Raw genomic sequence first — 24,701 nt, 5'->3', positions numbered from 1 at the left:
GACAACAATAAAGTTACTTTCACCACGAACTTCATCATACCGGTTATGGAATACTTAGACAAAGTGATCATTCAGGCTGCCCGCGTAGGAAACGCCGGGGTAATACAGGAATTAATTTCACAAAACACGGATGTGAATTGTCAGGATGAAAAGGGATATACACCGCTTATCATAGCTTGTTACAATAACCACTATGAAGCGGCGGAACAGCTTTTGAAAGCAAACGCAGATGTAAATGCGCAGGATCTGGGGGGCAACACAGCGTTAATGGGCGTGTCGTTCAAAGGGTATGCTGATATCGCAGCACTCCTGATCCGCAACGGAGCTGACCTGAATATACAGCATGGCAATGGTGGAACCGCTTTGATGTTTGCAGCGATGTTTGGCCGGAATGAACTGGTGAAATTATTGCTCAACGCCGGAGCAGACAAACACCTTGTCGACAACAGGGGGATGTCGGTTTTTGATCTTGCCGCACAGCAAGGGAATGAAGAGGCGATAATGATCCTGGAACAGCAGGCAACCGTATAACCTGCCAATAATTTATTAAACCCGTTAAGGGGCTCAGGATTTACCAGAGCCCCTTAATGAGTTATTCCAAAAAGATCACTCCAAACGCTATACGTATTGACAAATTTGAAATTAGCCTTTTTCTTTGGGCATCAGCATCTGCCGGATCATTTCTCTGAACTTCCCTTGGTAAAGCACACTTACGGATATCATCACCAGGAAAAAACCCAGTAACACAACATATCCCAGATAATCGCTTTGCAGCCAAAGGTTCAAAAAATACCCGGAAAGCAGGACGAGGGTGATGATGATAGCAAAAACGACAATTCCAAGAAGAACGTAATAGACAGCCGGTGTCAGCAGTTTCGCAATGACCGCTTCAATTTCGTTTCTTAACAATGTAAATTTATCTTCAACAAACTTACTCACCGAAGCGATCAAATGATGTCCCTTATCCTCCGCCTTTTCTTTTTCCAGTGCAACTGACAAAGTTGTCTCCGCTTCCTTTCTCTCCACCAAAACAGCATGATCATTCGGAGTAATACCTACTCCGTCGGACTTGGCATAAATCTTGGTAAATTCCGCCCCGAAATAAAGAATAATCGAGGAATAATATATCCAGGTTAGCAGAATCACAATGGACGCCGAAGTTCCGTAAGTAGCGCCAAGATCCGATTTGCCGAGATAAAAACTGATCGCAAATTTCCCGATTAGAAATAAAACTGCGGTAAATACGGCCCCGATAAAACATTCCTTCCAGCGCAAATGCCCGTCCGGCAGTACCTTGAAAATAATCGTAAACAATGCTGTGATAATGGCTACGACCAAAACGATGTTCAATCCGGAGAAAATGATAACTGAAACTTCTGAGAAATAACGTTCCAACCTGCCGCTGAGCACGTCTACCAGCGCATTTACGCCCAACGATACCATCAGCAAAAACCCCAGTGCAATGATGATCGAAAAAGACAAAAGCCTGTTTTTAAGATATTGCAGCCAACTCTTTTTGGGTTTGGATTTGATGGACCAGATGTAATTGATAGAATCCTGGATTTCTGCAAAAACCCCTGTGGCACCTATCAACAGCGTCACAATCCCAACCGTAGCCGCTGTGACCGACTTATTTGAAATTTCTGCATTCTTGATTATTTCCTGAAGCTGCACCGCAGCCTGTTTTCCAACCAGCCCGGCGATCTGACTGAAAAGTTCTCCCTGAAAAACTTCTTTCCCCAGGAAAATGCTGACCATCGAAATGATCACGAGCAGCATCGGCGCCAAAGAAAAAACGGTGTAGTATGACAGGGCCGCGCTAAGTTTCAGCGCGTTGTCCTCCATAAATGCATTGAAACTTTCTTTGACAAGAGAGAAGAAAAATTTAACCCGTTGCATATCCTCTTTATTTAAGTAAACGCTATTTCATTGTTTACTCTAAATAAATATTCATGCCATAAGCAACTCCTTGTCAATAAGCTGAATTGGGTATCGATAAGATGAAATATCGTACCAGCGGATCAGCCTTTCTTGCGCAGGTATACGTTATTGCTCACAGATTCAAGCCGGATTTCCGGGCCGCCACCGTTCAAAACTCCGTCCAACGGATAACCTACGATCGGATTTTTCTGTTTTTTAGTCTTGAAATCAATGTTAAAATCGGTGTATACTTCGCCGGTTACCGTTTTCATAGCCAGATTTGCACCTTTGGCTTTTGGCCAGGTCATGTCAACAAATCCGCTTATTGTTTTGGCAAAAACAGCCGTTGATGCGCCCTCGATATCAATATTTCCATTGATCGTTTCCAGCTTTAATTTCGCCTGGCGGGGCAGATAAATCTGATAGTTGATCTTACTGCACACGTAATAACGCTTGCCATCGTGCTCACTGAACGAGTGGTTTTTATTCCCCGGACAGTCTTCTGCTTTCCCTTCATAAAGCATATTCTGGTCAAAATCCGTTTTGAGACTGGTTTCTTCCTTGGTTCTTCCGTATGTGACGAGCAGGGCATCATTAAGCCTGCCTGAATTAATCGTTACTTCAATTTTCACAGAAACCTCGTCTTTATCCCAGTAACGGACCTGGATGCTGTCGCCGAACCTCAGGTTGAGATTAACCAGCTGACCTTCCGAATAAGGAAGTTTTTTGTCGATAACTTTCTGAGCGAAAAGACGGAATGAAAGAAAGGACAACAATACTAAAAGGATGATATTTTTCATGGCTGCAAAGGTTTGAGGAAGTACGGATTATTTTTGTTTGCGGACATAGATATTGCCACTGATCGTGTTCAGGTTAATTCCCACGCCGCCGCCATTGATCTCAGCCTTGATATTGTTACCAAAACCGGCTTTCGTCAACACGTCTTTCGTTGGTTTTTTCCCCAGATCAAAGTCTGTGTAAATTTCACCATTGATCGAGTGCATGTTCAGATCTGACTTGGCAGAAGCTGGCAAAGCGATATCCACGGCACCGCTGATATTGGAAATACTCGACGGTTTTTCCTGATTAAAATTCGTGTAAACCACTTTGATCGTACCACTCGTGCTGTTGGCAACTACCGGCCCTGTCACATTAATCAAATCGACATCGGCATTTAATGAGGTTATTTCGAGATCACCGTCCATGTTACTGATGGAAATCTGGGAGCCGCCCTGCCAGTTGGTTTGCTGAAATTTTACCGCCACTTTTCTCGGCAACCGAACCGTATATTTAATCGACTTGCGGACTGCCTTTTCTATTTTAAATCCATTTTCATCCTTCGTCACGGCCAGACCTATACCCGTATTGTCAACAACATCGTAATAAACAGCCTTCAAGCCTTTGGCTCTGTCGGGAACCGGTTCTGCATCGGAACTGCCCTGGATAATGAGCTCATCGCCATTCGTGCCTTCAATTTTCAGATCGGCAGCATTGATTTCAAAAGTAACCTTGCGATCTTTCGCATTGGCCAGTTTAACCTTGTATTCCTGAGCTTGCGTGCAGGTTGTAAACCATATGACGCCAAAACTTAACAACATCAGTTTTTTCATTTGTTTGGGTTTTAAATTGATATAAAAGAAACTTGTTTGATAATTTTCGAACATAGTAATCCCGTTCTCCCTTTTCGGGATTTATGGATTTCCAATAAATAAATGGTGTCAGGACTGTGACTTTTCCTGCTCAACCAGCGTGTTAAGCCCCTCCCGGGCCTTCAAGCGGACTATCTCAATCACTTCCTGATTTCTCGCCAATTGCTGCATAGGCTCCACAGCTCTTTTTTCCTTCAAAGCCACGAGTGCTTCAATAAGTCGGATCTGTATATTAGGATCCGTTTGAATCGACAACGACTGTATCAAGGTCTGGTGTACGCCGGGTTCATTTTCAAAACGCAGTAAGGCCTGTAAAGCAGCCAGCCGGACATTGACATTAACATCAAAATTAAGCACATTGGCCAGCAATGCCGTAACGTCCCGGTCAACCTGAGAAAGTTCATAACTCTGGTTAACCGCCTGAATCCGCTCACTGGCTGAGGTTTGCGGTATCTGTTCAAAAGCCAACACTTTTCGCATCGCGCTCACCGGCATTTCGTCATCGCCAGCCGTTAGTGTTGTAAATTCGTCAGCTTTGTTGTCATTTTTATAGAAAGTACCCGCAGAAAATCCGATTACCAACAGTGCAAAACCTGCGGCAATCCGGAATATCCAGCTGTTTAACTTAACGACTTTTTGAGTATCCCGTTTATTCAGTTCTCCTGCCAGCCTGTCATTAAATGCTACCGACGGAAATCGGTTTCGTTCCTCTGCAAAATAGCGGAATTGCGCCGCATGACTTTCCAGATGCACGGGAATATCCCGGTTCTGAAAAAACGCCCTCAGCTGTTTTTCCTCTTCCACGGTTGTTTCCCCCTCGTAATATTTTCTCAGCAATTCTTCAATATTCGCCTTCATAATCATTGTTCTTTAAATAATTCTCCCTCAACTTCTGCCTCGCTCGGGACAGGATCACCCGGATATTCGCACTGCTCAGTCCGGTTACCTGCTCTATTTCCTCGAAGGAATATTCTTCCACATCCCGTAAATGCAAAATCAGCTTCTGCTGATCGGGTAACTCATTCATCAGCCGGCGCACGAGCGACACGCTGTCGGTCAATTCAACCTGAACGTAGGGCGAAACTTCATCCGCATTGATCATCGTAATGTCTGCGTCATAAGTCGTTTTTTGCCTGCTATGCGACTTGATCCTGTCCAGACATTCATTTTTCGTCATCTGAACTGCCAGCGCCTCAACGCTATGATAAGTTCCCAGTTTCTGCCGGTTTGTCCAAAGCCTCAGCAACACATTCTGCGTGGCATCTTCCGCTTCTTCGCGGTTGCGCAGAAACATCTGTGCGAGCCGGAAAAGGCGTGCCTGTACAGGGAGAATATGTTGTTTGAAAGCTTGTAAATCCATTTCAATGACAGAGACGACTGAGGCGAAAAATTGTTACAGTCACACGGAAAAATAATTCAAAAAACAGTCAAATAAAAAACTAACCCGTTAACTAACAAACAATTATGCATTAAATATTTTTATACATGTAAATAAAAATCAAAATACCGACCGAAGTAAATAATGCATCGGTTACTTCCTATATTTTCCATACTTTTGTATTAGGTACAATTCTCGAATTGATGTCAATCAGTAATCCATTGACAACGAAAATAGCCTGTAACTCGGATAGCCATAAAATTTTAAAATCTTGAAAACGCAACGTTCCCTTCAAAACAGCCGCTTATTGCTGCTGTTTCTTTCCATTGTTTTATTCAACTGTTCCAGCCAAAAGGAAAATGACAGTCCTGAACCCGAAAGCCAAATGGGCTGCAAACTTTCAGCAATTACCTTTGAAAATAGCGAAACAGACGAGTCGGGTAACATTATAGTCCGTACTAAGGAAAGACTGAAACACGAGTACGACGATAAATTAAAACTGATCTCGACGGATCAGGCTTCAGAACGCTGGGAAAATGACACATTAGTTTCCACAAGAGCTTACCGAAATGATTATCAATATAACACGGACGATTTTTTAACCGGTAATATTGTAAATCTCGAAGAAAGTATGCTTCAAAACGGGCAACTGATCACCACAAAAACCGGCTCAAAAAATGCTTATCAGTATCAAAACCAAAAACTGACAGGGAACACTTCAAAATCCTTTACCGGCGCAGATACTACCGGCACTTCGACACAAACGCTGGAATATTCTTCAAAAGGTCAACTTATCAAAAAGACCAGCACGACACCAAACAATAAGATCACCAGCATTTTTACCAATGGAATCCTTACTTCTCACGAAGAGTCTAACCCGGTCTATCCGCAAAAGATTACCCTAAATGCTCAGGGCTTTCAAAGCATCGTAACTTCCATTTTTTCAGGTATAAAAACAGAAAGCCGAAACATCTATGACAGCCGGGGCAATTTGACCAAGGCCGAGTTCTACATCAATTCCACGCTATCGTCCTACGTAACTTATTCGTATGGCAGTACAAATATGCAAAACAAGGCCGTCTTTCAATTTAAAGGACATCCGATAATCCCTTCGATCATAGGCAGTAATGCTAACCTTATTTCGAAAACCGAATCTTTTACAAAGGACAAGAATTCAGGTTTCAGAAAGGCTATGGAAACAACTTTTGAATATGATTTTAACGCTTCTGGTCACTACTCCGCGTTAAGAATAACCGGAAAGTATTTCGATGAAAAAGGCAATATCTACAAAACCAGCAAGGGCACCCAAACGATGAGTTATGTTGGTTGTCTGTGATATAAAAATCACTATTTCTGTAAACCAGCGGCCAATATGAACAAATTGTAAACTTGGTTAAAGAGCGGTTCCATTTTCTACTTTTGTGGGGTTAATCACGCAATCACCTCATGAAAAAACTTTTTACACTGGGCATTATCGGCACTTTGGCTTTGGCCGGCTGTCATACTTCAAAAACCAATACCACTGCTGCTAACCAGGCCAAAACGGTAACGACCATCGCATTCGGATCGTGCAGCGATCAAAAACGCCCCCAGCCTTTGTGGGATGATATTCTGGCCCAAAAACCGGAAATCTGGATCTGGCTGGGCGACAATATCTATGGCGATTCGGAAAACATGGATACGCTGAAAGCCAAGTATGACAAGCAAAAATCCAATCCGGTTTATCAGCAATTGCGGAAATCAACTTCGGTTATCGGTGTGTGGGATGATCACGATTATGGGGTTAATGATGGTGGCAAGGAATATCCCCGCAAAAAAGAAAGCCAGCAGCTGATGCTTGATTTCATGGATGTGGCGGCAGACAGCCCCCAGCGCACACGGGAAGGTGGTTATTCCTCTCATGTTTACGGCCGCAAAGGTCAGCGCGTGAAAGTTCTTTTACTCGACGGGCGTTATTTCAGAGATCCTTTGAAGAAAAATGGGAAGGATAATGTGCCGGATCCGTCGGCGGATATGCTGGGGGAAGCGCAATGGAAATGGCTTGAAGCCGAACTGGCAGGATCCGATGCTGATGTTCACATAATCGGCTGCGGGGTTCAGTTTTTGCCTGAAGAACATCCTTATGAAAAATGGGGCAACTTCCCGGCCTCACGTCAGCGGTTTCTGGACTTACTGAGCAAAACAAAACCAAAAGGTGCCATACTGATCAGCGGCGACCGTCACATGGCGGAAGCCTCTAAGGTGACTTTACCAGGATTAAATTATGATCTTTTCGACATCACCAGCAGTGGATTAACCCATGTTTCCAAACCGCATGAAGAGCCAAACAAACACCGTGTGGGTGAGATCATCACAAAACTAAACTATGGACTGATCACCATTAACTGGGACAAAAAGCCGCTTTCTGCTACGGTTAAAATCAATGGAGACGAAAATGCAACATACCTGACGCAGGAAGTTAAGTTCTGATCTGTACATTTCAGAAAGGCCTCATCACTAAACCGGATTTAAAATTAGCCAGACTGCCATAGCCAGCTTTTCCTGAGCTAAATTTAAATTTTTGATAAAAATATTACTATTCCTACCCTACCTTTGATGAGGCAATAATCCACTAACTTTTTTCGCTGATGAAAAGAATATTTTTTTTATTATTACTAGCCCAATTACTCCACACTGCTGATGCCTCAGCGCAAGTTTCCACGCAAAAACTTGGAAATGTGACCTGGAACCATCTTGCACTTCAGGTGAAGGACATTGAGGCCAGCAAAACATTTTATAAAGACATTATCGGACTGACCCCGGTTACTGTTCCTGACAATTTGAAGGCCATCCGCGGATGGTTTGATATCGGAAATGGCCAGATGATCCACCTGCTCGCCGGAAGAACGACACCGGTGGTTAACGATAAAAACGGAAGTCATTTTTCAATTTTTGTGGATTCAATAGATCAGGCTGAGAAATTCCTGACTTCGCAAAAAATCGAATTTCACAAACAGGTCCGTTTCGATAACGTCACACAGATTTATTTCGCCGACCCTGACGGTTATCTGATTGAGCTAAACCAGCGTGCAAAATAAATAAAGGTTTAAAACAAAAAACGGGCTTACGATATCGTAAGCCCGTTTTTTGTTTTAAACCTTGAACAATTTCCGGTAGGTATTTGCTCCGAAAATTTCCTTTCCTGTGTGTATTTTCTCATATTGAAATTATTTGCATTACAGTCCATCCAATATTACCAGTCAACTTTTAGCCATGATCCCTGAACATTTCCTACATTTTGTCAAAAATCTTTCTAATATTCTCGCTCAGGATTCCGAATTTCTGGCCCTTGCAGCTGGCGGATCATGGATTGAAGGCAAGATCGACGAATTTTCAGATATCGATCTTGTTATTGCCCATCAGTCCGCGGCCTTGCCTGTCGCACAACGAAAAGCCATTGCTGAATCGGCAGGTGATTTACTGTCGTGTTTTACCGGTGAACACGTGGGAGAACCGCGGTTATTGATTTGTTTATATGACAACCCGCTTTTACACGTTGACCTGAAATTTGTTCAGCTGTCAGACATGACGGAACGCGTTGAAAACCCGGTTATTCTTTGGGAAAGAGATCAAGTCCTGACCGATATAATTGCCAGCTCCACAGCACAATTCCCTCACCCTGACTTCCAGTGGATCGAAGATCGTTTTTGGGTCTGGATTCATTATGCAGCCGTCAAAATCGGGCGCGGAGAATTGTTCGAAGTGCTGACATTTGTGTCTTTTATGCAGCAAACCGTTCTGGGCCCGCTCGCACTGATCAGCAACGGACAACTTCCGAAAGGCGTTCGAAAGCTGGAAATGATCTTACCTGATGCCGATTTACAAGCTATGTTGCAAACTAATGCCACCTACGACAAAGCATCCTGTCTGGCCTCGCTTCGCAGTATCGTTGACTATTATTGCAGACTCCGGGAAGTGTTAATGACTGATAAAGTTGAATTTAAGGTCAGGGCAGAGCGTCAGGTTAGAGCGTATTTGAAAGGTATTCGGTAAAACATGGTTTATGTTGTGCGTAGTGTTCGCAAGAACACTGCGTACTCAAAATAAAATACCGTCTGTGACGGTTTGGAAAGCACCAGAAATTCAGTAAAACAGCGATAAAGGCTGACCGTCAAAGACGGTATTTTATTAGATATTCGTAGTTTTTTAAACTACGAATAACGGCTCCGAACAACAGCTCCTCGTGTTGTGCTTATGTTGTGCGTAGTGTTCGCAAGAACACTGCGTACGCAAAATAAAATACCGTGTGTGACGGTTTGGAAAGCACCAGAAATTCAGTAAAACAGCGATAAAGGCTGACCGTCAAAGACGGTATTTTATTAGTTATTCGTAGTTTAAACTACGAATAACGGCTTCGAACAACAGCTCCTCGCGTTGTGCTTATGTTGTGCGTAGTGTTCGCAAGAGCACTGCGTACGCAAAATAAAATACCGTCTGTGACGGTTTGGAAAGCACCAGAAATTCAGTAAAACAGCGATAAAGGCTGACCGTCAAAGACGGTATTTTATTAGATATTCGTAGTTTTTTAAACTACGAATAACGGCTCCGAACAACAGCTCCTCGCGTTGTGCTTATGTTGTGCGTAGTGTTCGCAAGAGCACTGCGTACGCAAAATAAAATACCGTCTGTGACGGTTTGGAAAGCACCAGAAATTCAGTAAAACAGCGATAAAGGCTGACCGTCAAAGACGGTATTTTATTAGATATTCGTAGTTTTTTAAACTACGAATAACGGCTCCGAACAACAGCTCCTCGTGTTGTGCTTATGTTGTGCGTAGTGTTCGCAAGAACACTGCGTACGCAAAATAAAATACCGTGTGTGACGGTTTGGAAAGCACCAGAAATTCAGTAAAACAGCGATAAAGGCTGACCGTCAAAGACGGTATTTTATTAGTTATTCGTAGTTTTTAAACTACGAATAACGGCTCCGAACAACAGCTCCTCGTGTTGTGCTTATGTTGTGCGTAGTGTTCGCAAGAACACTGCGTACGCAAAATAAAATACCGTGTGTGACGGTTTGGAAAGCACCAGAAATTCAGTAAAACAGCGATAAAGGCTGACCGTCAAAGACGGTATTTTATTAGTTATTCGTAGTTTTTAAACTACGAATAACGGCTCCGAACAACAGCTCCTCGCGTTGTGCTTATGTTGTGCGTAGTGTTCGTAAGAACACTGCGTACGCAAACATAAACTACCGTCTGTGACGGTTTCGAAAGCACGGAAAATCCAAAAAAAACAATAAATGCCCTACCGTCACAGACGGTATTTTATTTTCAATTCGTAGTTTTTCAAACTACGAATAACGCGAGCAACGCCAATAATTAGACAGTATATTATTTCACCAAATATAATAATATAGAAATTTTATTCTACATAATTAAAATACATCAATACAATATAAATATTCAAATAGTAAAATACACATTTTCATCATTCTTTAAACCTACCTATAATTTTCCTAGATTTTACTTTTACCTCGCCACCTGATTTACTATATTTATGATTAGCAAGTAGTTATCAAACTACCCGTTTCAAACTCGCCGCAAGCCAAGTTTTATTTCCCGGTAGCTATCCTACCATATTTATCAACCATCAAAATTTCAACTTTATGGGAGTGAAAATTGACCGTAGAAGTCTGTTAAAATCAGGGTTTGCATCACTTGGGGCGATGGCAGTTGCGCCATTTTTGAACGACGGGGCCTTCGCAGAAACTCCGCTTCGGCTGGATAAAGCTGACCGCCTTTTTCTGAGCCCGATGGTACGGGCCCATTATCTGGACCAGGAACCCAATTTCGCAAAGGTTGTTGCGCGTATCGGCTCAAACGAAAATCCATACGGACCACCTCCTTTGGCCAGAAAAGCAATTGCAGAGTCGATAGAAAAGGGAAATCGTTATGCAAGAACCGAACTTCGTGATCTTGTAGCCAAGATCGCAGCGAAGGAAGCACTCACGCCTGATAACATCATGATGGGTAACGGCTCGGGTGATCTTCTTGAAAAAACGGCGCTTGCGATGTTTGAAAAAGGCGGAAACATTGTTTCAGCGGATCCTACTTACATGTCGCTGATCCGCGTGGCGGAATCGGTTGGGGCAACCTGGAAACCCGTTCCGTGCAAAGCAGACTGGTCACATGACCTCGATGCGATGGAAAAAGCGATTGACAAAGACACGAAACTGGTTTATTTATGTAATCCGAACAACCCTGTTGGCTCGGTAACATCCACCAAGGCACTGACAGATTTCTGTAACAGAGTCTCTGAAAAAGTCCCGATTTTTATTGATGAGGCCTATCTTGAGCTTGTCGAAGGCGCTGATAATACGAGCATGGTATCGCTGGTGAAAGACAAGAAAAATATAATCGTAGCACGTACATTTTCTAAAATTATGGGCATGGCCGGACTTCGCGTGGGTTATGTTGCAGCCATGCCTTCCACATTGGAAAGCATCCGAAAAGTGGCAAAAGGCGGCGGCAGCGGCATTGCCTGCACATCCGTATACGCAGCATCCGCAGCCATGGACGACATAGAATTCCAGAACAGCACCCGCAAGTTAAATACGGAAGCCAAAACCTATCTGTACGAAAACCTGACGGCGATGGGTTATAAATATGTTCCTTCCTACACCAATTTTGTGATCTTCCCGATCAACATGCCAGGTAAAGAATTCCTGACAAAAATGTCGGACAAAGGAATTATCATCAAAGCCATGGATATTCAGGATAAACCCTGGTGCCGTGTGAGTATTGGAACAAAAGACGAAATGAAGTTATTTGTAAGCGCATTGCAAACCCTGAGTTAACACTACGAATAAATCCCGGTCTGAAAATTTTCAGCCGGGATTTCCATCACCATTCAACGCCAGTTTAAATTCTGTCTGCCTAAATCGTTTAAAGGCCCTGATAAGTATTCAGTTCAATAAGGTTTAAAATTTAAACCTTTCACGTCTGACGAAATTTCTGGTGCCGTTCTCATACCAGCCATTGTTGGTATCTGTTCAGGAGGAAGAGGCTTCGGCCCCTCGGGTTTGTTACAGCAAAATAATCCAAAAGTTAAAGCGATGAATAACGAATAATTAAGAAAGTTTTTCATGGAAATGATTACTGAATTTTTATAAAAATGATTGATTGACTTAACAGCCAGTCTGCGCTGAGAAGGCAATGCAAACATAGACAGGATGAAATCCGTCAACTATTTTTGGAGGTATACAAAAGGTTTATCACCCAAAAAAACAGGTATACAAATCGTTTACAGGCTGATTAATCGGCTTAAAATCATTCGGTTTGGCACATTTGCCTAATTATTTCGCTTCCTTAAATCGTAGGTCAAACCGATTCGCGAAGAGACATTGGATTTCAGATAAGGACTCCCGATTTGCCAGCCACCTGTTTTTCCAGTCACCGACAGCGCGATGCCAACGTTTTTACCAATATCATATCTTCCCTGAAACTCAAAAGAACCGCCAAACAGATTATCAGAAGCATAGAAATTCCTGGGCTGATCCCACAAATGGACGATTAAATCTGTTTCCAAACGGTTGCTAATCCTCTTATTATAAGTGCCCAAATCGAGACCAAAACCCTTTCTGTCTTTATTACTGTATTCGTGCAAAGCAAAAAGCAGGTCACTTTTATTGAGCTTCATCGGCAGATAAACGGCCACATCATTTCCAAAGTGTGTCGGCACATATTGGGCAAAGAAATTGAAAGAAAAACTGCGGCCAAGTTCAATGCGGTTAATAAAGAAAATAGCGGGGTTCGCGAAATTCAGAAGCGACAATCTCTTCTGTTTACTGATAAATTTTTGCGCATCCGTTGAAAGTTCTGAAAATCCAACCCTCCTGTTCACTCCCTCACCGTTTGGGAAAAAACTTCTTTCTTCGAAAGCGCGATCAGGGCTAAACATGTCATAGGCCCATGCCGTCAGATCCGCACCCGCAAAATCCCGCTCCCGTGGATTGGTATTTTCGTGCGGCGATACCCACACTTTGACGGAGTCACTTTCGGGACTGGCAGAAAATCTGAAATAATCATAAACATAATAGGCGTTGTATAACAGCAAAGCGTTTTTAGCCAACGTCCTCTTTTTGTAAAAATCCTGCGTAGAGATCTTTTGATTTAAAAGTATTTCCGACTGCACGCCAGCCACATAGGCATATAATAGCTGATCAGGATTCGTTCTTTTCAAATTACTTAACTCCGTATCACTAACTCCGTAAACGGTGCCGTCCCATCGGTTCAAAATCCAGTTCCCATTTTTTGAATTAATACCGCCTATTCCCAACACCGAGCGGTGAAATTCCTCATGCGCCCAAACCCCGAGCGGGATAGGCAATTCACTTCCATATTTGGCAAAACCCAAACTCGCTGCATATTTAAAAATCCCGTTTATTAATTTTCTCCCTTTTGTATAAGGCCTGGTTTTGGGTTTAAACAACCCATTTCCAAGTTTGTCAATACCCAGATATCCCAATTCATAAAAATCATTCGAAAATTCGAGCGCCTGGTTCATGGACGGATAACGGTAAGGCAGGTCATTAAGCTGCGGGAAGTCGGCCAACGGGACGGACAAACGAAGCTGATAACGGGTGGTGTCCTGCGCAAAAACACACGGGTAACTGAGCCACATTGCTATGGCCAAAGGTAATAATCTGCTATTTTTCATGGCTATTGTTAAAAAATTGATGCGTTATTCTTGTTATCAGAAATGCGCCGAAACCATATCAATAGTTCGGTTTTCAATCAAAAATTGTGGATGCACTCAGTTTTCCAGTACCTGATTTAAAACTGTATCCCTATTATTCAACAGATCCGAAGCGGTTGGTTTGACGACCAAATCAGGCAAAATACCTCTTCCAATTTCTTTTTGAGATTTGACAGCAGCGTAATATGCCGCCACCGGAATCCCCAGATCAATCGACGAAGCAGGTAACTTAAAAATCAAAAATGCACCACTGTTATCACCGGTATAGGTACCTCCGCTTTCTTCACCGACAAATTTCCCACGGGACTGATCATGCGCAACGGCCAGGAATTCCGATGTCACCGAATAACTCAGCCCGTCCATCAGGAATACAACCTCACCCGTATACGCATGTTTTGCTGGCTTGTGATTTCCAAGATTCTTATGCAATGTCCAAAACAGTTTCCCTTTTCTTTTCTTGATAAATATAGAAGCAAGCCCGGAAAACCGTGGGAAGTATGCTAGCTTGTTGTAAGTAATATTTTTTCGCTTCCTGACTTTCATCTCGATGCGATCATAATATCCAAAATCCCGTTGAGCAATAAACGCGAATAGTTCCATGCCCAGTTTATCATTCCCGCCTTCATTCCCACGTACATCAATAATGAGTTTTTTCACACTTTTCTTCCCGATGCCGGCGAACGATGCGGATAGAAATTTTGAAAAATCCTTGTTAGAAACATCCGGCATGAAACTCGCGATCCGCAGATAGGCCGTTGAATCATTTTTGAAAATCAGCTCATTCTTTTTGCTTAAAAAACTAACCTGCTTATCCATTTCCTGCCATTGCGGAACAGAAATACCTGACAATTTCACATCCTCTCTTTTACCCGAATGATCCGTTACTTCTACAAGAAAAGAATTCTGATCCTGAATAAAATCAGCATACCAGGCACTGAAATATTGCTGAATCTGGGCATCGGCAGCAGCCATGACGTTTCCATCGACGAACATATTCGCTCTCAGCATTTCCAGAATTTCATCTATCGGTCGATTGTTGATCTTCGAAAAATACTTTCCCCGAAGTTGGTCATTTTGTGCCTTTACAATCAGCAGCCGGTTATTTTCATCAAACCGAACAATCACGGGCAGAATATTTTCCAGATAATAGTAGAACGGAAAGTCCTTTACGGGCGGCAAAAATTTAACATGTCCGCATTTGATACTGGACAAAAGCGGGTTTACAATACGAAAAAAATCGAGTGCAGTAATGGAGTCCCGACCGGAAATGATGGTGTTTATCGAATCATATCTTGCCGCAAATCCAGCCTCCTGACCGAAACGGTTCAGACCTGGATGCACCTCTTCGACAGATTTCCTGAGAATCTGTAAATCGTTTAACATTTGCTGTTTTCCAATTTTTCTTAACGGCTGGCCCCAGCAATCGGGCAGGATGGCGACGATTAAGATTACAAGTAATTTGAATTTCATGAGCTAATATTTTTTTCGCAAAAATCAGCCATAATTGTGACTGTACGGTCTTTCCCGATAAGTTCAGACCTATTAATTTTGTCTTGTAAAATTCACAAAGTGGTCACAGCAATAATAATTTCAGGAATACTGCAAGGGCTGCTCCTGGTAGCGCTTTTGTGCAGGAAGGGATTCAACAAAATACCAAACCGGTTTCTCGCCGTATTAATATTCCTGTTATCGGCCCACCTGGGGTTGATCGCCATGGATATCAAGGATCTTTTTTTGCAATATCCAGATCTGAGCAGGTTATCCTGGCTACTGCCGGTGTGTTATGGACCGTTGATTTTACTTCTGACACAAAGCATCACCGACCGAAACTTTTCTGTAAAGAAAACACACCTGCTCTACTTTTCACCCTTCTTCATTTACCTAATTCTACTCTTGCCTTATTATTTATCCGGAGCTTCTGATAAGCTGGCGTATCTTTCGGATCATGAAAAAATGCTAAAAGCAGACTTTGGCTGGATGAACCATCTGACAAACTACTTTCACATTGGTTTTGTGTTAACGGCTTTGATAACCTACAACATCAGAAAGTCTAAATTTTCCAAATATGACGAAACATCTGAAAAAGTAGATTTACGCTGGCTTGGGCATTTCCTTTGGGTCGTTTTGAGTATTATGGTATTCTCTTTGCTTACTTTTTACAGTAAGAAATTTGGCATTGCTTTTTTCTCGAACATCTATCCAAAACATTTTCTTCTGGTTGTGATGCTCGTTTACTGGATCGCCTATAAATTGTTGCAGGAAAAATCAGATTTTGCAAACGGATCGTCCCTTGAAACAGAAAAAGAAAGCCAGCCAAAATATTCAAAAACCGGATTGGATTTTGAAACTTCAAAGTTTATAGGAGCGCGGTTGAAGGAATATGTCGAACATCACAAACCTTACCTCGATTCCGGTTTGACGATCACGGAACTTGGTAACAAACTTTCGCTCAGCAAACATCAGATTTCGCAAGTGATCAACTCGGAATTTGACGTAAACTTTTACGAATTCATCAACGATTACCGTATTAATGAATTCAAGAAATTGTCTCTCGATCCCGGAAATAACCACCTTTCGTTACTTGGAATAGCTTTCGAGGCTGGTTTCAACTCCAAAGCGACCTTTAATCAGGCTTTTAAGAAGAAAGAAGGCGTTACACCATCAGAATTTCTGAAACAGCATAAAGCAAAGGCGGTCGAAATCAATTAAAAGCCGACAATAGGCAAAACAGGAGATACTTGGCAGGAAAAGTCCGCTCCTATTCAGCTCCCTGTTTATAGCAAATATAACCCAGAGCAAAACATGGCTGCATCGCAGCCTCCTCTGCCTGGAATCGATTCACAGGAAACTCCGATGGAGTTTTCAGATAAATTTAAACAATACCTCTCTATAAACAGGAAACGGCGATGCCGCCTGATTCTGCCATACAAACATTAAAATTTATTCTCTTAAAACCATCAAGATCGTCCCCGCATGGTATTCACAGCTGGAAAAATATAAAACAACGAACAAGCGATGACAACCCCTCGACATCAATTTTTAAAAACGCGGGTTAATGAATATATTTGAAAGAAACCCCAACGCTATGTTTTCCGTCTCCGGATTAAAAGAAAATAATACCACCGTTTCCACTGAAATTCTTGCCGGCGTTTCGTCATTTTTAGCCACGGCCTATATTATCGTGGTGAACCCATCCATTTTAAGCCAGACCGGAATGCCCTTTTCAGCGGTGCTGACTGCAACCATTCTCGTTTCATTTTTCAGTAGTTTTATGATGGGCTGGTATGCAAATAACCCCATATTGGTTGCACCCGGAATGGGTTTAAATGCATTTTTTACCTTTACGGCCGTCTTTACCGAAAAGCTGAGCTGGCAGGTTGCCTTAGGCACTGTGTTTTGGTCAGGAATATTTTTTCTGCTTTTATCTGTCTTCAACATCCGTTCCTATATTGTCAAAGCTATTCCCAAACCGCTTCGCTATGCCATCGCATCCGGAATAGGCTTATTCATCACGCTGATTGGTTTTGCCAATGCAAAATTTATTGTTGCAAATCCGGCTACGATGGTGGGACTTGGGAAATTGAATGTATCGACGCTCACATTTCTGGCGGGTTTACTGATCACCGTTATCCTGTTGATTAAAAATGTAAAAGGGAGCATCCTGATCGGTATCGTGCTCACGAGTCTGCTTGCATGGCCAATCGGGAGATATTGGGGCGGCACAGAAACTGTGATCACCATTAACCAGCTTGTTGCCAAACCGGATTTTAGCCTTTTGTTTCAACTGGATCTGGTAAATTCTTTGAAGTGGAGCCTCGCTCCTATCATCCTCGCGTTTGTCTTTACCGACATGTTTGACAGCCTGTCCACTTTCGTCGGACTTGCGGAAGCAGCCAATCTGCTGGACGAAAACGGAGAGCCTAGAAATATCCAAAAATCCCTGATCGTTGATGCATTTTCCACCACCATTGCCGGCCTGACGGGCAGCAGCCCCGGTACCGCCTACATTGAATCGGCCGTTGGTATTGAACAAGGAGGTAAAACCGGCCTCACTGCCATGGTGGGTGCCGCTTTGTTTTTACCGTTTTTATTCTTGTCTCCTCTGATCAGCGCGGTTCCTGCCATTGCCACAGCTCCCGCGTTGGTTCTGGTTGGTGTTTTTATGATGAAACCGGTTGTGAAAATAAACTGGCAGCAGCTCGACGAAGCCTTTCCGGCATTTCTCGCCATGGTTCTCATTCCCTTCACCTATTCGATTACACAAGGCATTATCTGGGGATTTTTAAGCTGGACGATCCTGCACATCGCGACAGGAAAAACCAGACAAATAAGCCTGGCGCTCTGGATTATCGATATTTTTGCCATTCTGGCCCTAATCTTGTAAACAATTTATGAAAAAAATTTTCCTGTTATCATTCCTGATTTTTATTACGCATGCACCTATTTTCGCCCAGGATATCACCGGTATTCTCGGCGCTTTTCCTCCGGAACTTGTGTTGCTTCGAAGTAAAATGACAAACCCGAAAGACACGGTAATTGCCCAGATCCGATTTACAAAAGGCAAACTGAACGGCAGAAAAATTGTGCTTGCGCAAACGGGAATCGGTAAAGTAAATGCAGCCATCACAACAACCCTGCTGATTGAGCATTTTAAACCTCGTGAGATTGTGTTTTCGGGTATAGCAGGTGGCATTGACCCTGCTTTGCTACCGGGCGATATCGTCATCGGAACACAGGTGGCTTACCATGATTATGGCACGATTGAGGACTCCGGCATGATTTACACGCCTACAAAAAACCCATCGGATATGACTGAGAATCCGGTTATTTTCAACTGTGACTCGGTACTGGTTCAGAAAGCAATACAAATATCAAAAGATTTAACATTTGAAAAAGTTAAACGCGAAAATGGCAGCTTTTTCCCTGCTGTTATCAAAGGCATTATCGTTACCGGCGACGTATTTGTAGCCTCAGAAATTGCCACACAGCGATTACGAAAAGATTTGAACGCAGCCGCGACCGAAATGGAAGGTGCAGCCATAGCGCAGACCTGTTATCAGCAAAAAGTACCATTTCTTATTATCCGGAGCCTAAGCGACAACGCCAACAAAAAGGCCTCGTCTGACATCAAAAACTTTTACCAAATTGCGGCAGAAAATGCGGCGGTATTGGTGATGGGCATTGTGGGTGGAATCTGATCTGCAAACGGCCAGCCTGGTTTAAGTTTCGTTATAAAAGTTAGCATCGACCATCCCCGGCCAAACGAATTGCTATATTTGAGAAAAAAAATTAGCCAATGAATCAATTTGTTAATAGCATTTCCGAAATCCAGGTGATCGACAGCCAGATGGTTTCTATTCCGGGTGGCGAAATCACATTAAGGGATGACAGAATAAAACGACAATGGACAGTCGGGATTCAGCCCTTTCTGATATCCCCCTACGCCGTTACCCAGTCGCTATACTTCAATATCACCGGGGACTCCCCGGCTTATTTCACGAATACAAACTGCCCCGTTGAGAGCATTTCGTGGAAAGATGCTGCCAGCTTCTGTAATTTACTTTCTGAAAAAGCAGGCTTAAAAATCTGCTACTCCATATCGGATACAGATGACAACATTACGTTTAACCCGACAGCAAACGGATACCGGCTTCCGACGGAGGCCGAATGGGAATACGCCTGCAAAGCAGGAACCACCGGAGTCAGATATGGCGAAATTGACGCGATTGCCTGGTATAAAGAGAATTCAGCGGGCACAACACAGGAGGTAGGAACAAAGCAACCAAATGCCTGGGGATTGTATGATATGCTCGGCAATGTTTGGGAATGGTGTTCGGATATTTATGACGAAACGGTCTATGGCTCCTACCGAATTTTCCGCGGAGGTGGTTGGTGTGACGACGAACGCGGCTGTATGGCCACCAATCGCAGACGCAGCCATCCAACTTCCTTCAAAATTGATGATCTCGGATTTAGGCTAGCCAGAAATTTTAGCGACGACTTATAAGTGTTTACTGTACTTTGTTGAGTCAGTTCCTCAGTTGTGCGTAGTGTTCCAAAGGGACACTGCGTACGTAACATAAAATACCGTCTGTGACGGTAAGTCCAGGTATCAATAATATCGCAAAGCCGTCAAACAAAACCGTCACAGACGGTAAATCCAAGTATAGATAATATCAGAAAAACTGTCAAACAAAACCGTCACAGACGGTAATTTATTTTGAATTCGTAGTTTAAACTACGAATAACTCTCTATGTTGTGCGCGGTGTTCCGAAGGGACACTGCGTACCGAAAATAAAATACCGTCTATGACGGCAAACCCACGTATCGATAATATCAGAAAAGGCGTCAAACAAAACCGTCACAGACGGTTGTTCATTTCAAATTCGTAGTTTAAACTACGAATAACTCTGTGTTGTGCGTAGTGTTCCGAAGGGACACTGCGTACCTAACATAAAATACCGTCTGTGACGGTAAACCCAGGCCTCGATAATATCAGAAAAACCGTCAATCAAAACCGTCACAGACGGCTATTTATTTTGAATTCGTAGTTTAAACTACGAATAACATCAATACCATTACGTCAGCATTATTACAACTTTTCACGAAGTCAGATCACAGTAATTCAACTTCGAGAAGTCCCTTTTTGTTACACATATAATCTCTTGCTGACGAATACCGATACTCCCAGGGCTCGTCTACCAGGCCTGACTTGACAGGATTTTCGTGGATATAGGCTAATTTCTGGTCGATGAATTTATTGCTGAATATTTCTATCGGATGATTGTCCTGCTGCCAGAACTGATAAAATGTATTTTTAGAATTTGCCTCCCCTGCTTTACGAAACAGCCATAACATCCACCCCCTCCTGCTTTCCGGCAAATTTTTATCCTCAATCGCAGCCACAATTTGTTTGGATGTGAATTTTTTGAGATCACGTAATACATCCGATGGATGATGTCCCACCTTTGTCGAAATGATCAGATGTACGTGGTTTGACATGATGCACCAGCCATGAATCCTTAATCCTTTTTCTTTTTGACAATATCTTAAACTATCCAGCAATATGTCGGTGTAGTTACTTCGACTAAACACATCAACCCATTGAACCGTTGCGAATGTAACAAAATACAATGCTTCCGGATTTGTTATTCTTCGTGCAAAAGCCATAGTCTCTTTGGTTTTTTAAACTATGGACGCGGACTTTGATCAGCCGTCACAACAGGCATTACCATATTTATTTATTGAAATAAAAAATAAAGTAACGGATTATCAATCTCAATAAACAACTGATAATCAAAAGAAAAAACAACAATAAACTCATCATTGAAAAAAAATATCAGATTATCAGAAAAATATTTCTTCAACTTTGTCCAGAACTGAAAATCCGATTGTCATTAGTTTTTAACAATTAATTTTCAACAAAATGGAACAAAGAATCAACGTCCATCAGAAAGGACAAAACGCTTTAAAAGCACTTTACGGTATTGGTGGTTATTTGAAAAAATCGCCGGTTGAAATAAACCTTTTGGAACTGATTTATTTTAGGGTTTCACAAATCAACAGCTGCGCTTATTGCCTGGATATGCACTCCAAAGACGCCCGCGCCAAAGGCGAAACGGAACAGCGGTTATACGGGTTGAGTGCCTGGCGCGAAACTCCCTATTACACCGAGCGGGAGAGAGCCGCGCTGGGCTGGGCAGAAGCCGTAACGAAATGCCATGTGCCCGATGAGGCCTATCATGAAGTAAAAGCACAATTTTCTGACGAAGAATTAATCGATCTGACCCTGGCGATTACAACAATTAATACCTGGAATCGTATTAACCTTGCATTTCCAAACGAACCCGGAACTTATCAGGTAGGACAATTCGGTTGATGACTTTCAGCTAAACATTCACCATACATTCATAACAGTTAAAACTAAACCACAATGAACGAGTTTCTAATCGTGATTCACAGGGACCTGACCAGCAAAGATGCCAAACCATCTCCCGAGCAAATGCAGGCGGCAATAAAACCCTTTCAGGACTGGATCGGAGGAATTGCTGCTCAAAACAAACTGGTTACTCCGCCAAAAAGATGGGAATCCGAAGGCAGAGTAGTAAGTCAGAATAACGTTGTTACCAACGGTCCGTATGCCGAAATTAAAGAATCCATTGGAGGCATGATCCTCATCCGGGCCAGCGACTATGATGAAGCTGTGGAAATCGCAAAAGGTTGCCCGATCATTCAGTGGGGCGCAAAAGTCGAAATACGCAGGGCTGTTCCGACCGAATAGTCTGCAAAAAAATAACTGCCTTTGTATTGTTCACGAAGGCAGTTATATTGCTCCCATGAAAGATAGAGAACTTTTGCCGCATTTATTCAGAACCGAATACCGGAAAATTGTTGCCGTGCTTTGTTACCTGTTTGGTATTGAACATATCGAAATTGCAGAAGACATTGTAAGCGATACATTTTTGTCTGCGACCGAAACGTGGGCTATAAAAGGACTCCCAGAAAACCCGACCGCATGGCTCTACACGGTGGCTAAAAATAAGACCAAAAACTACCTGAAACGAAATTCTCTTTTCGAGCAAAAACTCTCGGCCGAAATAAAATATAATACCCCAAAGACAGAAGAAATTGAAATCGACTTGTCCCGCAAAAACATAACGGATAGCCAACTGGCTATGATTTTCACCGTTTGCAACCCCGTCATTTCCAGCGAATCACAGGTTGCGCTTGCCCTGAATTTGCTGTGCGGTTTCGGGATACAGGAGATTGCTGATGCCTATATAACCAATAAGGAAGTTATCTATAAAAGAATAAATCGCGCAAAGGAGAAACTAAAAACGGCCAACATAAAAATTGAACAACCCACGATTGCAGATATCAACAACAGATTAGAGACCGTTTTAACGACCGTTTATTTACTGTTTTCAGAAGGTTATTACTCCATCTCGCAAAACACGATTTTACGCAAAGATCTTTGTGCAGAAGCCATGCGCTTGTGTTACCTTTTGATTGAAAATGACCGGACCAACACCCCGGCTGTAAATGCATTATTTGCCTTAATGAGTTTCCATTCATCACGTTTTGAAGCAAGAATGAATGAAAATGGTGAAATAATTTTGTATCAGGATCAGGATGAAACACTTTGGAATCAGGAGCTGATCGACCAGGGCCATTTTTTTCTAAACAAGGCGTCAACCGGAAATCAATTATCAAAATATCATCTCGAGGCCGGCATAGCCTATTGGCACACACAAAAAGAAGACACGAACGAAAAGTGGGAAAACATCTTACAGCTTTACAACCACCTGCTTATCCTCGAATACTCTCCTATCGCTGCTTTGAACAGAACCTTTGCGCTGGCAAAAACCAATGGAAAAAAGGAAGCAATCATCGAAGCTGAAAAATTAGACCTTACCGATAATCACTTTTATTATTCACTCTTGGGTAATCTATATACCGATGTCGATAATAAAAAAGCACTAGTTCATTTTGAAACTGCACTGAAACTTGCCGGCTCAGACGCTGATAAAACAACGATAAACAGAAATATTGAGCGATTAAATTTGACTTCCAATTGAGCGCTTTTTTTATAATAGTCATGATATTAAGTCTATTAGCAATGTGAGGAAGTTGTAATGTTAGACAGTTATAAGGCTGGGTATAGCCCCCGTTGGGCATAGTCGCCAGACTACGCCCGAGTGTCATCGGTCTCTGACCGAACCTCCAAAACAAACAACGCAAGAATCAGGTTTAACCCGCGAATCAAATAAAATAGTTTTGTGATATCGATAACCTCATAAACTATTCCGCATGCATCTCAACAGCAAACCTTCAATTTTATACTTCGGTACACCGGTCGTGCTCATCAGTAGCAAAAATGAAAACGGCACGGATAATCTTGCCCCGATGTCTTCCATATTCTGGCTTGGCTGGCGTTGCGTTATTGGTTTAGGAGCCAGCTCACAAACTGTCAAAAACCTGATGCGTACGAGGCAGTGCGTTTTGAATTTGCCGTCCGTCAATGAAGTAAGCCAGGTGAATAAACTGGCCAAAACCACCGGTGTTAATCCTGTACCACTATGGAAAACGTCAAACGGTTACCGGTTTGAAGAACACAAATTTGAGATAGCCGGTTTTACCAGGCAAATTTCAGAAACAGTTTTACCGCCAAGAGTCAAAGAATGTCCGGTTCAGATGGAAGCAGTGGTTGAAGCCGTACACGGTTTGGCGGAAGGTGATATTGACATGCGCGGCCGCATCGTGACCTTTGAATTACGGATACAAAATGTGCATATTGAAGAATCCCTGCTGATGAAAAATCAAATCAACCGCGTTGATCCTGACAAGTGGAAACCTCTGATCATGAGTTTTCAGCATTATTACAGCCTTGGCAACAATGTACACGCCTCCGCTCTTGCCGAGATTTCCGAAACTGCCTATAATTCTCCTGATCGGGCAAAAGTTATACAAGGTCAGATGGTGGCTATCAGCAATTAATATATCCGGTCATAGTTGTGCGTAGTGTTCCGAAGGACCACTGCGTACATAAAATAAAATACCGTCTGTGACGGTAAGTTCAAGTATACGGAAGCGTCGAAAAAATTTACAAACAAAAACCGTCACAGACGGTTGTCTATTTCAGATTCGTAGTTTAAACNGTCATAGTTGTGCGTAGTGTTCCGAAGGACCACTGCGTACATAAAATAAAATACCGTCTGTGACGGTAAGTTCAAGTATACGGAAGCGTCGAAAAAATTTACAAACAAAAACCGTCACAGACGGTTGTCTATTTCAGATTCGTAGTTTAAACTACGAATAACAGAGGAGCCGTAGTTGTGCGGAGTGTTCCGAAGGATCACTGCGTACTTAAAATAAAATACCGTCTGTGACGGTAAGTTCAAGTATACAGAAGCGTCGAAAAAATCGACAAACACAAACCGCCACAGACGGTTGTCTATTTCAGATTCGTAATTTAAACTACGAATAACGGAGGAGCCGTAGTTGTGCGCAGTGTT

The 24,701-nt window shown here is 42.6% G+C and carries 23 protein-coding genes; 14 read left to right on the top strand and 9 right to left on the bottom strand.

The window, feature by feature from the left end; all coding sequences use genetic code 11:
• Positions 1–45: 45 nt before the first annotated feature.
• Positions 46–531 carry an ankyrin repeat domain-containing protein gene (locus M1L62_RS23275; RefSeq protein WP_254562040.1) on the top strand — a complete coding sequence of 162 codons (486 nt, stop codon included), beginning with the start codon at positions 46–48 and terminating at the stop codon, positions 529–531.
• 111 nt (positions 532–642) lie between these two features.
• On the opposite strand, the gene M1L62_RS23270 is transcribed toward M1L62_RS23275, so the two are convergent.
• The 5 genes from M1L62_RS23270 to M1L62_RS23250 form a co-directional block, all read right to left on the bottom strand.
• Positions 643–1,899: a YihY/virulence factor BrkB family protein gene (locus tag M1L62_RS23270; RefSeq protein ID WP_254562039.1), complete on the bottom strand. Its 1,257-nt coding sequence runs from the start codon at positions 1,897–1,899 to the stop codon at positions 643–645.
• Positions 1,900–2,021: 122 nt separating this feature from the next.
• Positions 2,022–2,720 carry a DUF4097 family beta strand repeat-containing protein gene (locus M1L62_RS23265; protein WP_254562038.1) on the bottom strand — a complete coding sequence of 233 codons (699 nt, stop codon included), beginning with the start codon at positions 2,718–2,720 and terminating at the stop codon, positions 2,022–2,024.
• A 27-nt stretch (positions 2,721–2,747) separates the two neighbouring features.
• Positions 2,748–3,530 (bottom strand): DUF4097 family beta strand repeat-containing protein, encoded by a 783-nt coding sequence (locus M1L62_RS23260; RefSeq protein WP_254562037.1) that lies wholly within the window; start codon positions 3,528–3,530, stop codon positions 2,748–2,750.
• A 108-nt stretch (positions 3,531–3,638) separates the two neighbouring features.
• Entirely contained in the window at positions 3,639–4,427 is a 789-nt protein-coding gene (locus tag M1L62_RS23255) for a HEAT repeat domain-containing protein (RefSeq protein ID WP_254562036.1), read from the bottom strand.
• Positions 4,411–4,929 carry a GFO_1088 family ECF-type sigma factor gene (locus M1L62_RS23250; protein WP_254562035.1) on the bottom strand — a complete coding sequence of 173 codons (519 nt, stop codon included), beginning with the start codon at positions 4,927–4,929 and terminating at the stop codon, positions 4,411–4,413. The genes M1L62_RS23255 and M1L62_RS23250 overlap by 17 nt, the downstream gene beginning before the upstream one ends.
• A 289-nt stretch (positions 4,930–5,218) precedes the next feature.
• Here M1L62_RS23250 and M1L62_RS23245 point away from each other — a divergent pair, with 289 nt between their 5' ends.
• The 5 genes from M1L62_RS23245 (at position 5,219) to M1L62_RS23225 (ending at position 11,784) form a co-directional block, all read left to right on the top strand.
• Complete coding sequence (locus M1L62_RS23245; protein WP_254562034.1) at positions 5,219–6,283, top strand: hypothetical protein; 1,065 nt, start codon at positions 5,219–5,221, stop codon at positions 6,281–6,283.
• A gap of 110 nt (positions 6,284–6,393) precedes the next feature.
• On the top strand, positions 6,394–7,416 hold the full coding sequence (locus M1L62_RS23240) for an alkaline phosphatase D family protein (RefSeq protein WP_254562033.1): 1,023 nt from the start codon (positions 6,394–6,396) through the stop codon (positions 7,414–7,416).
• 158 nt (positions 7,417–7,574) lie between these two features.
• Positions 7,575–8,024 (top strand): VOC family protein, encoded by a 450-nt coding sequence (locus M1L62_RS23235; RefSeq protein ID WP_254562032.1) that lies wholly within the window; start codon positions 7,575–7,577, stop codon positions 8,022–8,024.
• A gap of 175 nt (positions 8,025–8,199) precedes the next feature.
• Positions 8,200–8,979 carry an aminoglycoside 6-adenylyltransferase gene (locus M1L62_RS23230; RefSeq protein ID WP_254562031.1) on the top strand — a complete coding sequence of 260 codons (780 nt, stop codon included), beginning with the start codon at positions 8,200–8,202 and terminating at the stop codon, positions 8,977–8,979.
• Positions 8,980–10,593: 1,614 nt separating this feature from the next.
• Positions 10,594–11,784, top strand: coding sequence for a pyridoxal phosphate-dependent aminotransferase (locus M1L62_RS23225; RefSeq protein ID WP_254562030.1), 1,191 nt, complete (start codon positions 10,594–10,596; stop codon positions 11,782–11,784).
• Between the two features lie 494 nt (positions 11,785–12,278).
• Here M1L62_RS23225 and M1L62_RS23220 read toward each other — a convergent pair whose 3' ends face one another.
• The gene (locus M1L62_RS23220) at positions 12,279–13,646 is read right to left on the bottom strand and encodes a hypothetical protein (RefSeq protein WP_254562029.1); all 1,368 of its coding nucleotides are present in this window, start codon (positions 13,644–13,646) and stop codon (positions 12,279–12,281) included.
• A gap of 96 nt (positions 13,647–13,742) precedes the next feature.
• Positions 13,743–15,155, bottom strand: coding sequence for a S41 family peptidase (locus M1L62_RS23215; protein ID WP_254562028.1), 1,413 nt, complete (start codon positions 15,153–15,155; stop codon positions 13,743–13,745).
• 99 nt (positions 15,156–15,254) lie between these two features.
• Here M1L62_RS23215 and M1L62_RS29630 point away from each other — a divergent pair, with 99 nt between their 5' ends.
• The 4 genes from M1L62_RS29630 to M1L62_RS23195 all read left to right on the top strand — a co-directional run bounded on the left by M1L62_RS29630 (position 15,255) and on the right by M1L62_RS23195 (position 19,692).
• Positions 15,255–16,394 (top strand): helix-turn-helix domain-containing protein, encoded by a 1,140-nt coding sequence (locus tag M1L62_RS29630; protein WP_254562027.1) that lies wholly within the window; start codon positions 15,255–15,257, stop codon positions 16,392–16,394.
• A 376-nt stretch (positions 16,395–16,770) separates the two neighbouring features.
• Positions 16,771–18,069: an NCS2 family permease gene (locus tag M1L62_RS23205; protein ID WP_254562309.1), complete on the top strand. Its 1,299-nt coding sequence runs from the start codon at positions 16,771–16,773 to the stop codon at positions 18,067–18,069.
• 7 nt (positions 18,070–18,076) lie between these two features.
• Positions 18,077–18,883: a 5'-methylthioadenosine/adenosylhomocysteine nucleosidase gene (locus M1L62_RS23200; protein WP_254562026.1), complete on the top strand. Its 807-nt coding sequence runs from the start codon at positions 18,077–18,079 to the stop codon at positions 18,881–18,883.
• A 98-nt stretch (positions 18,884–18,981) separates the two neighbouring features.
• Positions 18,982–19,692, top strand: a complete 711-nt coding sequence (locus M1L62_RS23195; protein WP_310590000.1) for a formylglycine-generating enzyme family protein — start codon at positions 18,982–18,984, stop codon at positions 19,690–19,692.
• A gap of 609 nt (positions 19,693–20,301) precedes the next feature.
• Here M1L62_RS23195 and M1L62_RS23190 read toward each other — a convergent pair.
• Complete coding sequence (locus M1L62_RS23190; RefSeq protein ID WP_254562025.1) at positions 20,302–20,856, bottom strand: REP-associated tyrosine transposase; 555 nt, start codon at positions 20,854–20,856, stop codon at positions 20,302–20,304.
• Between the two features lie 256 nt (positions 20,857–21,112).
• On the opposite strand from M1L62_RS23190, the gene M1L62_RS23185 reads away from it, so the two are divergent.
• From M1L62_RS23185 to M1L62_RS23170, 4 genes are all read left to right on the top strand, one after another.
• Positions 21,113–21,565 carry a carboxymuconolactone decarboxylase family protein gene (locus M1L62_RS23185; RefSeq protein WP_254562024.1) on the top strand — a complete coding sequence of 151 codons (453 nt, stop codon included), beginning with the start codon at positions 21,113–21,115 and terminating at the stop codon, positions 21,563–21,565.
• 54 nt (positions 21,566–21,619) lie between these two features.
• Positions 21,620–21,967, top strand: a complete 348-nt coding sequence (locus tag M1L62_RS23180; RefSeq protein WP_254562023.1) for a YciI family protein — start codon at positions 21,620–21,622, stop codon at positions 21,965–21,967.
• 55 nt (positions 21,968–22,022) lie between these two features.
• Entirely contained in the window at positions 22,023–23,264 is a 1,242-nt protein-coding gene (locus tag M1L62_RS23175; protein WP_254562022.1) for an RNA polymerase sigma factor, read from the top strand.
• A gap of 232 nt (positions 23,265–23,496) precedes the next feature.
• Positions 23,497–24,183: a flavin reductase family protein gene (locus tag M1L62_RS23170; protein ID WP_254562021.1), complete on the top strand. Its 687-nt coding sequence runs from the start codon at positions 23,497–23,499 to the stop codon at positions 24,181–24,183.
• A gap of 275 nt (positions 24,184–24,458) precedes the next feature.
• On the opposite strand, the gene M1L62_RS23165 is transcribed toward M1L62_RS23170, so the two are convergent.
• The coding region (locus M1L62_RS23165) for a hypothetical protein (protein ID WP_254562020.1) at positions 24,459–24,701 on the bottom strand (243 nt) is incomplete at its 5' end.

The organism is Dyadobacter diqingensis (assembly GCF_024220585.1).
Classification (GTDB): Bacteria; Bacteroidota; Bacteroidia; order Cytophagales; family Spirosomataceae; genus Dyadobacter; species Dyadobacter diqingensis.
This window is presented reverse-complemented; position numbering and strand designations above follow the sequence as displayed.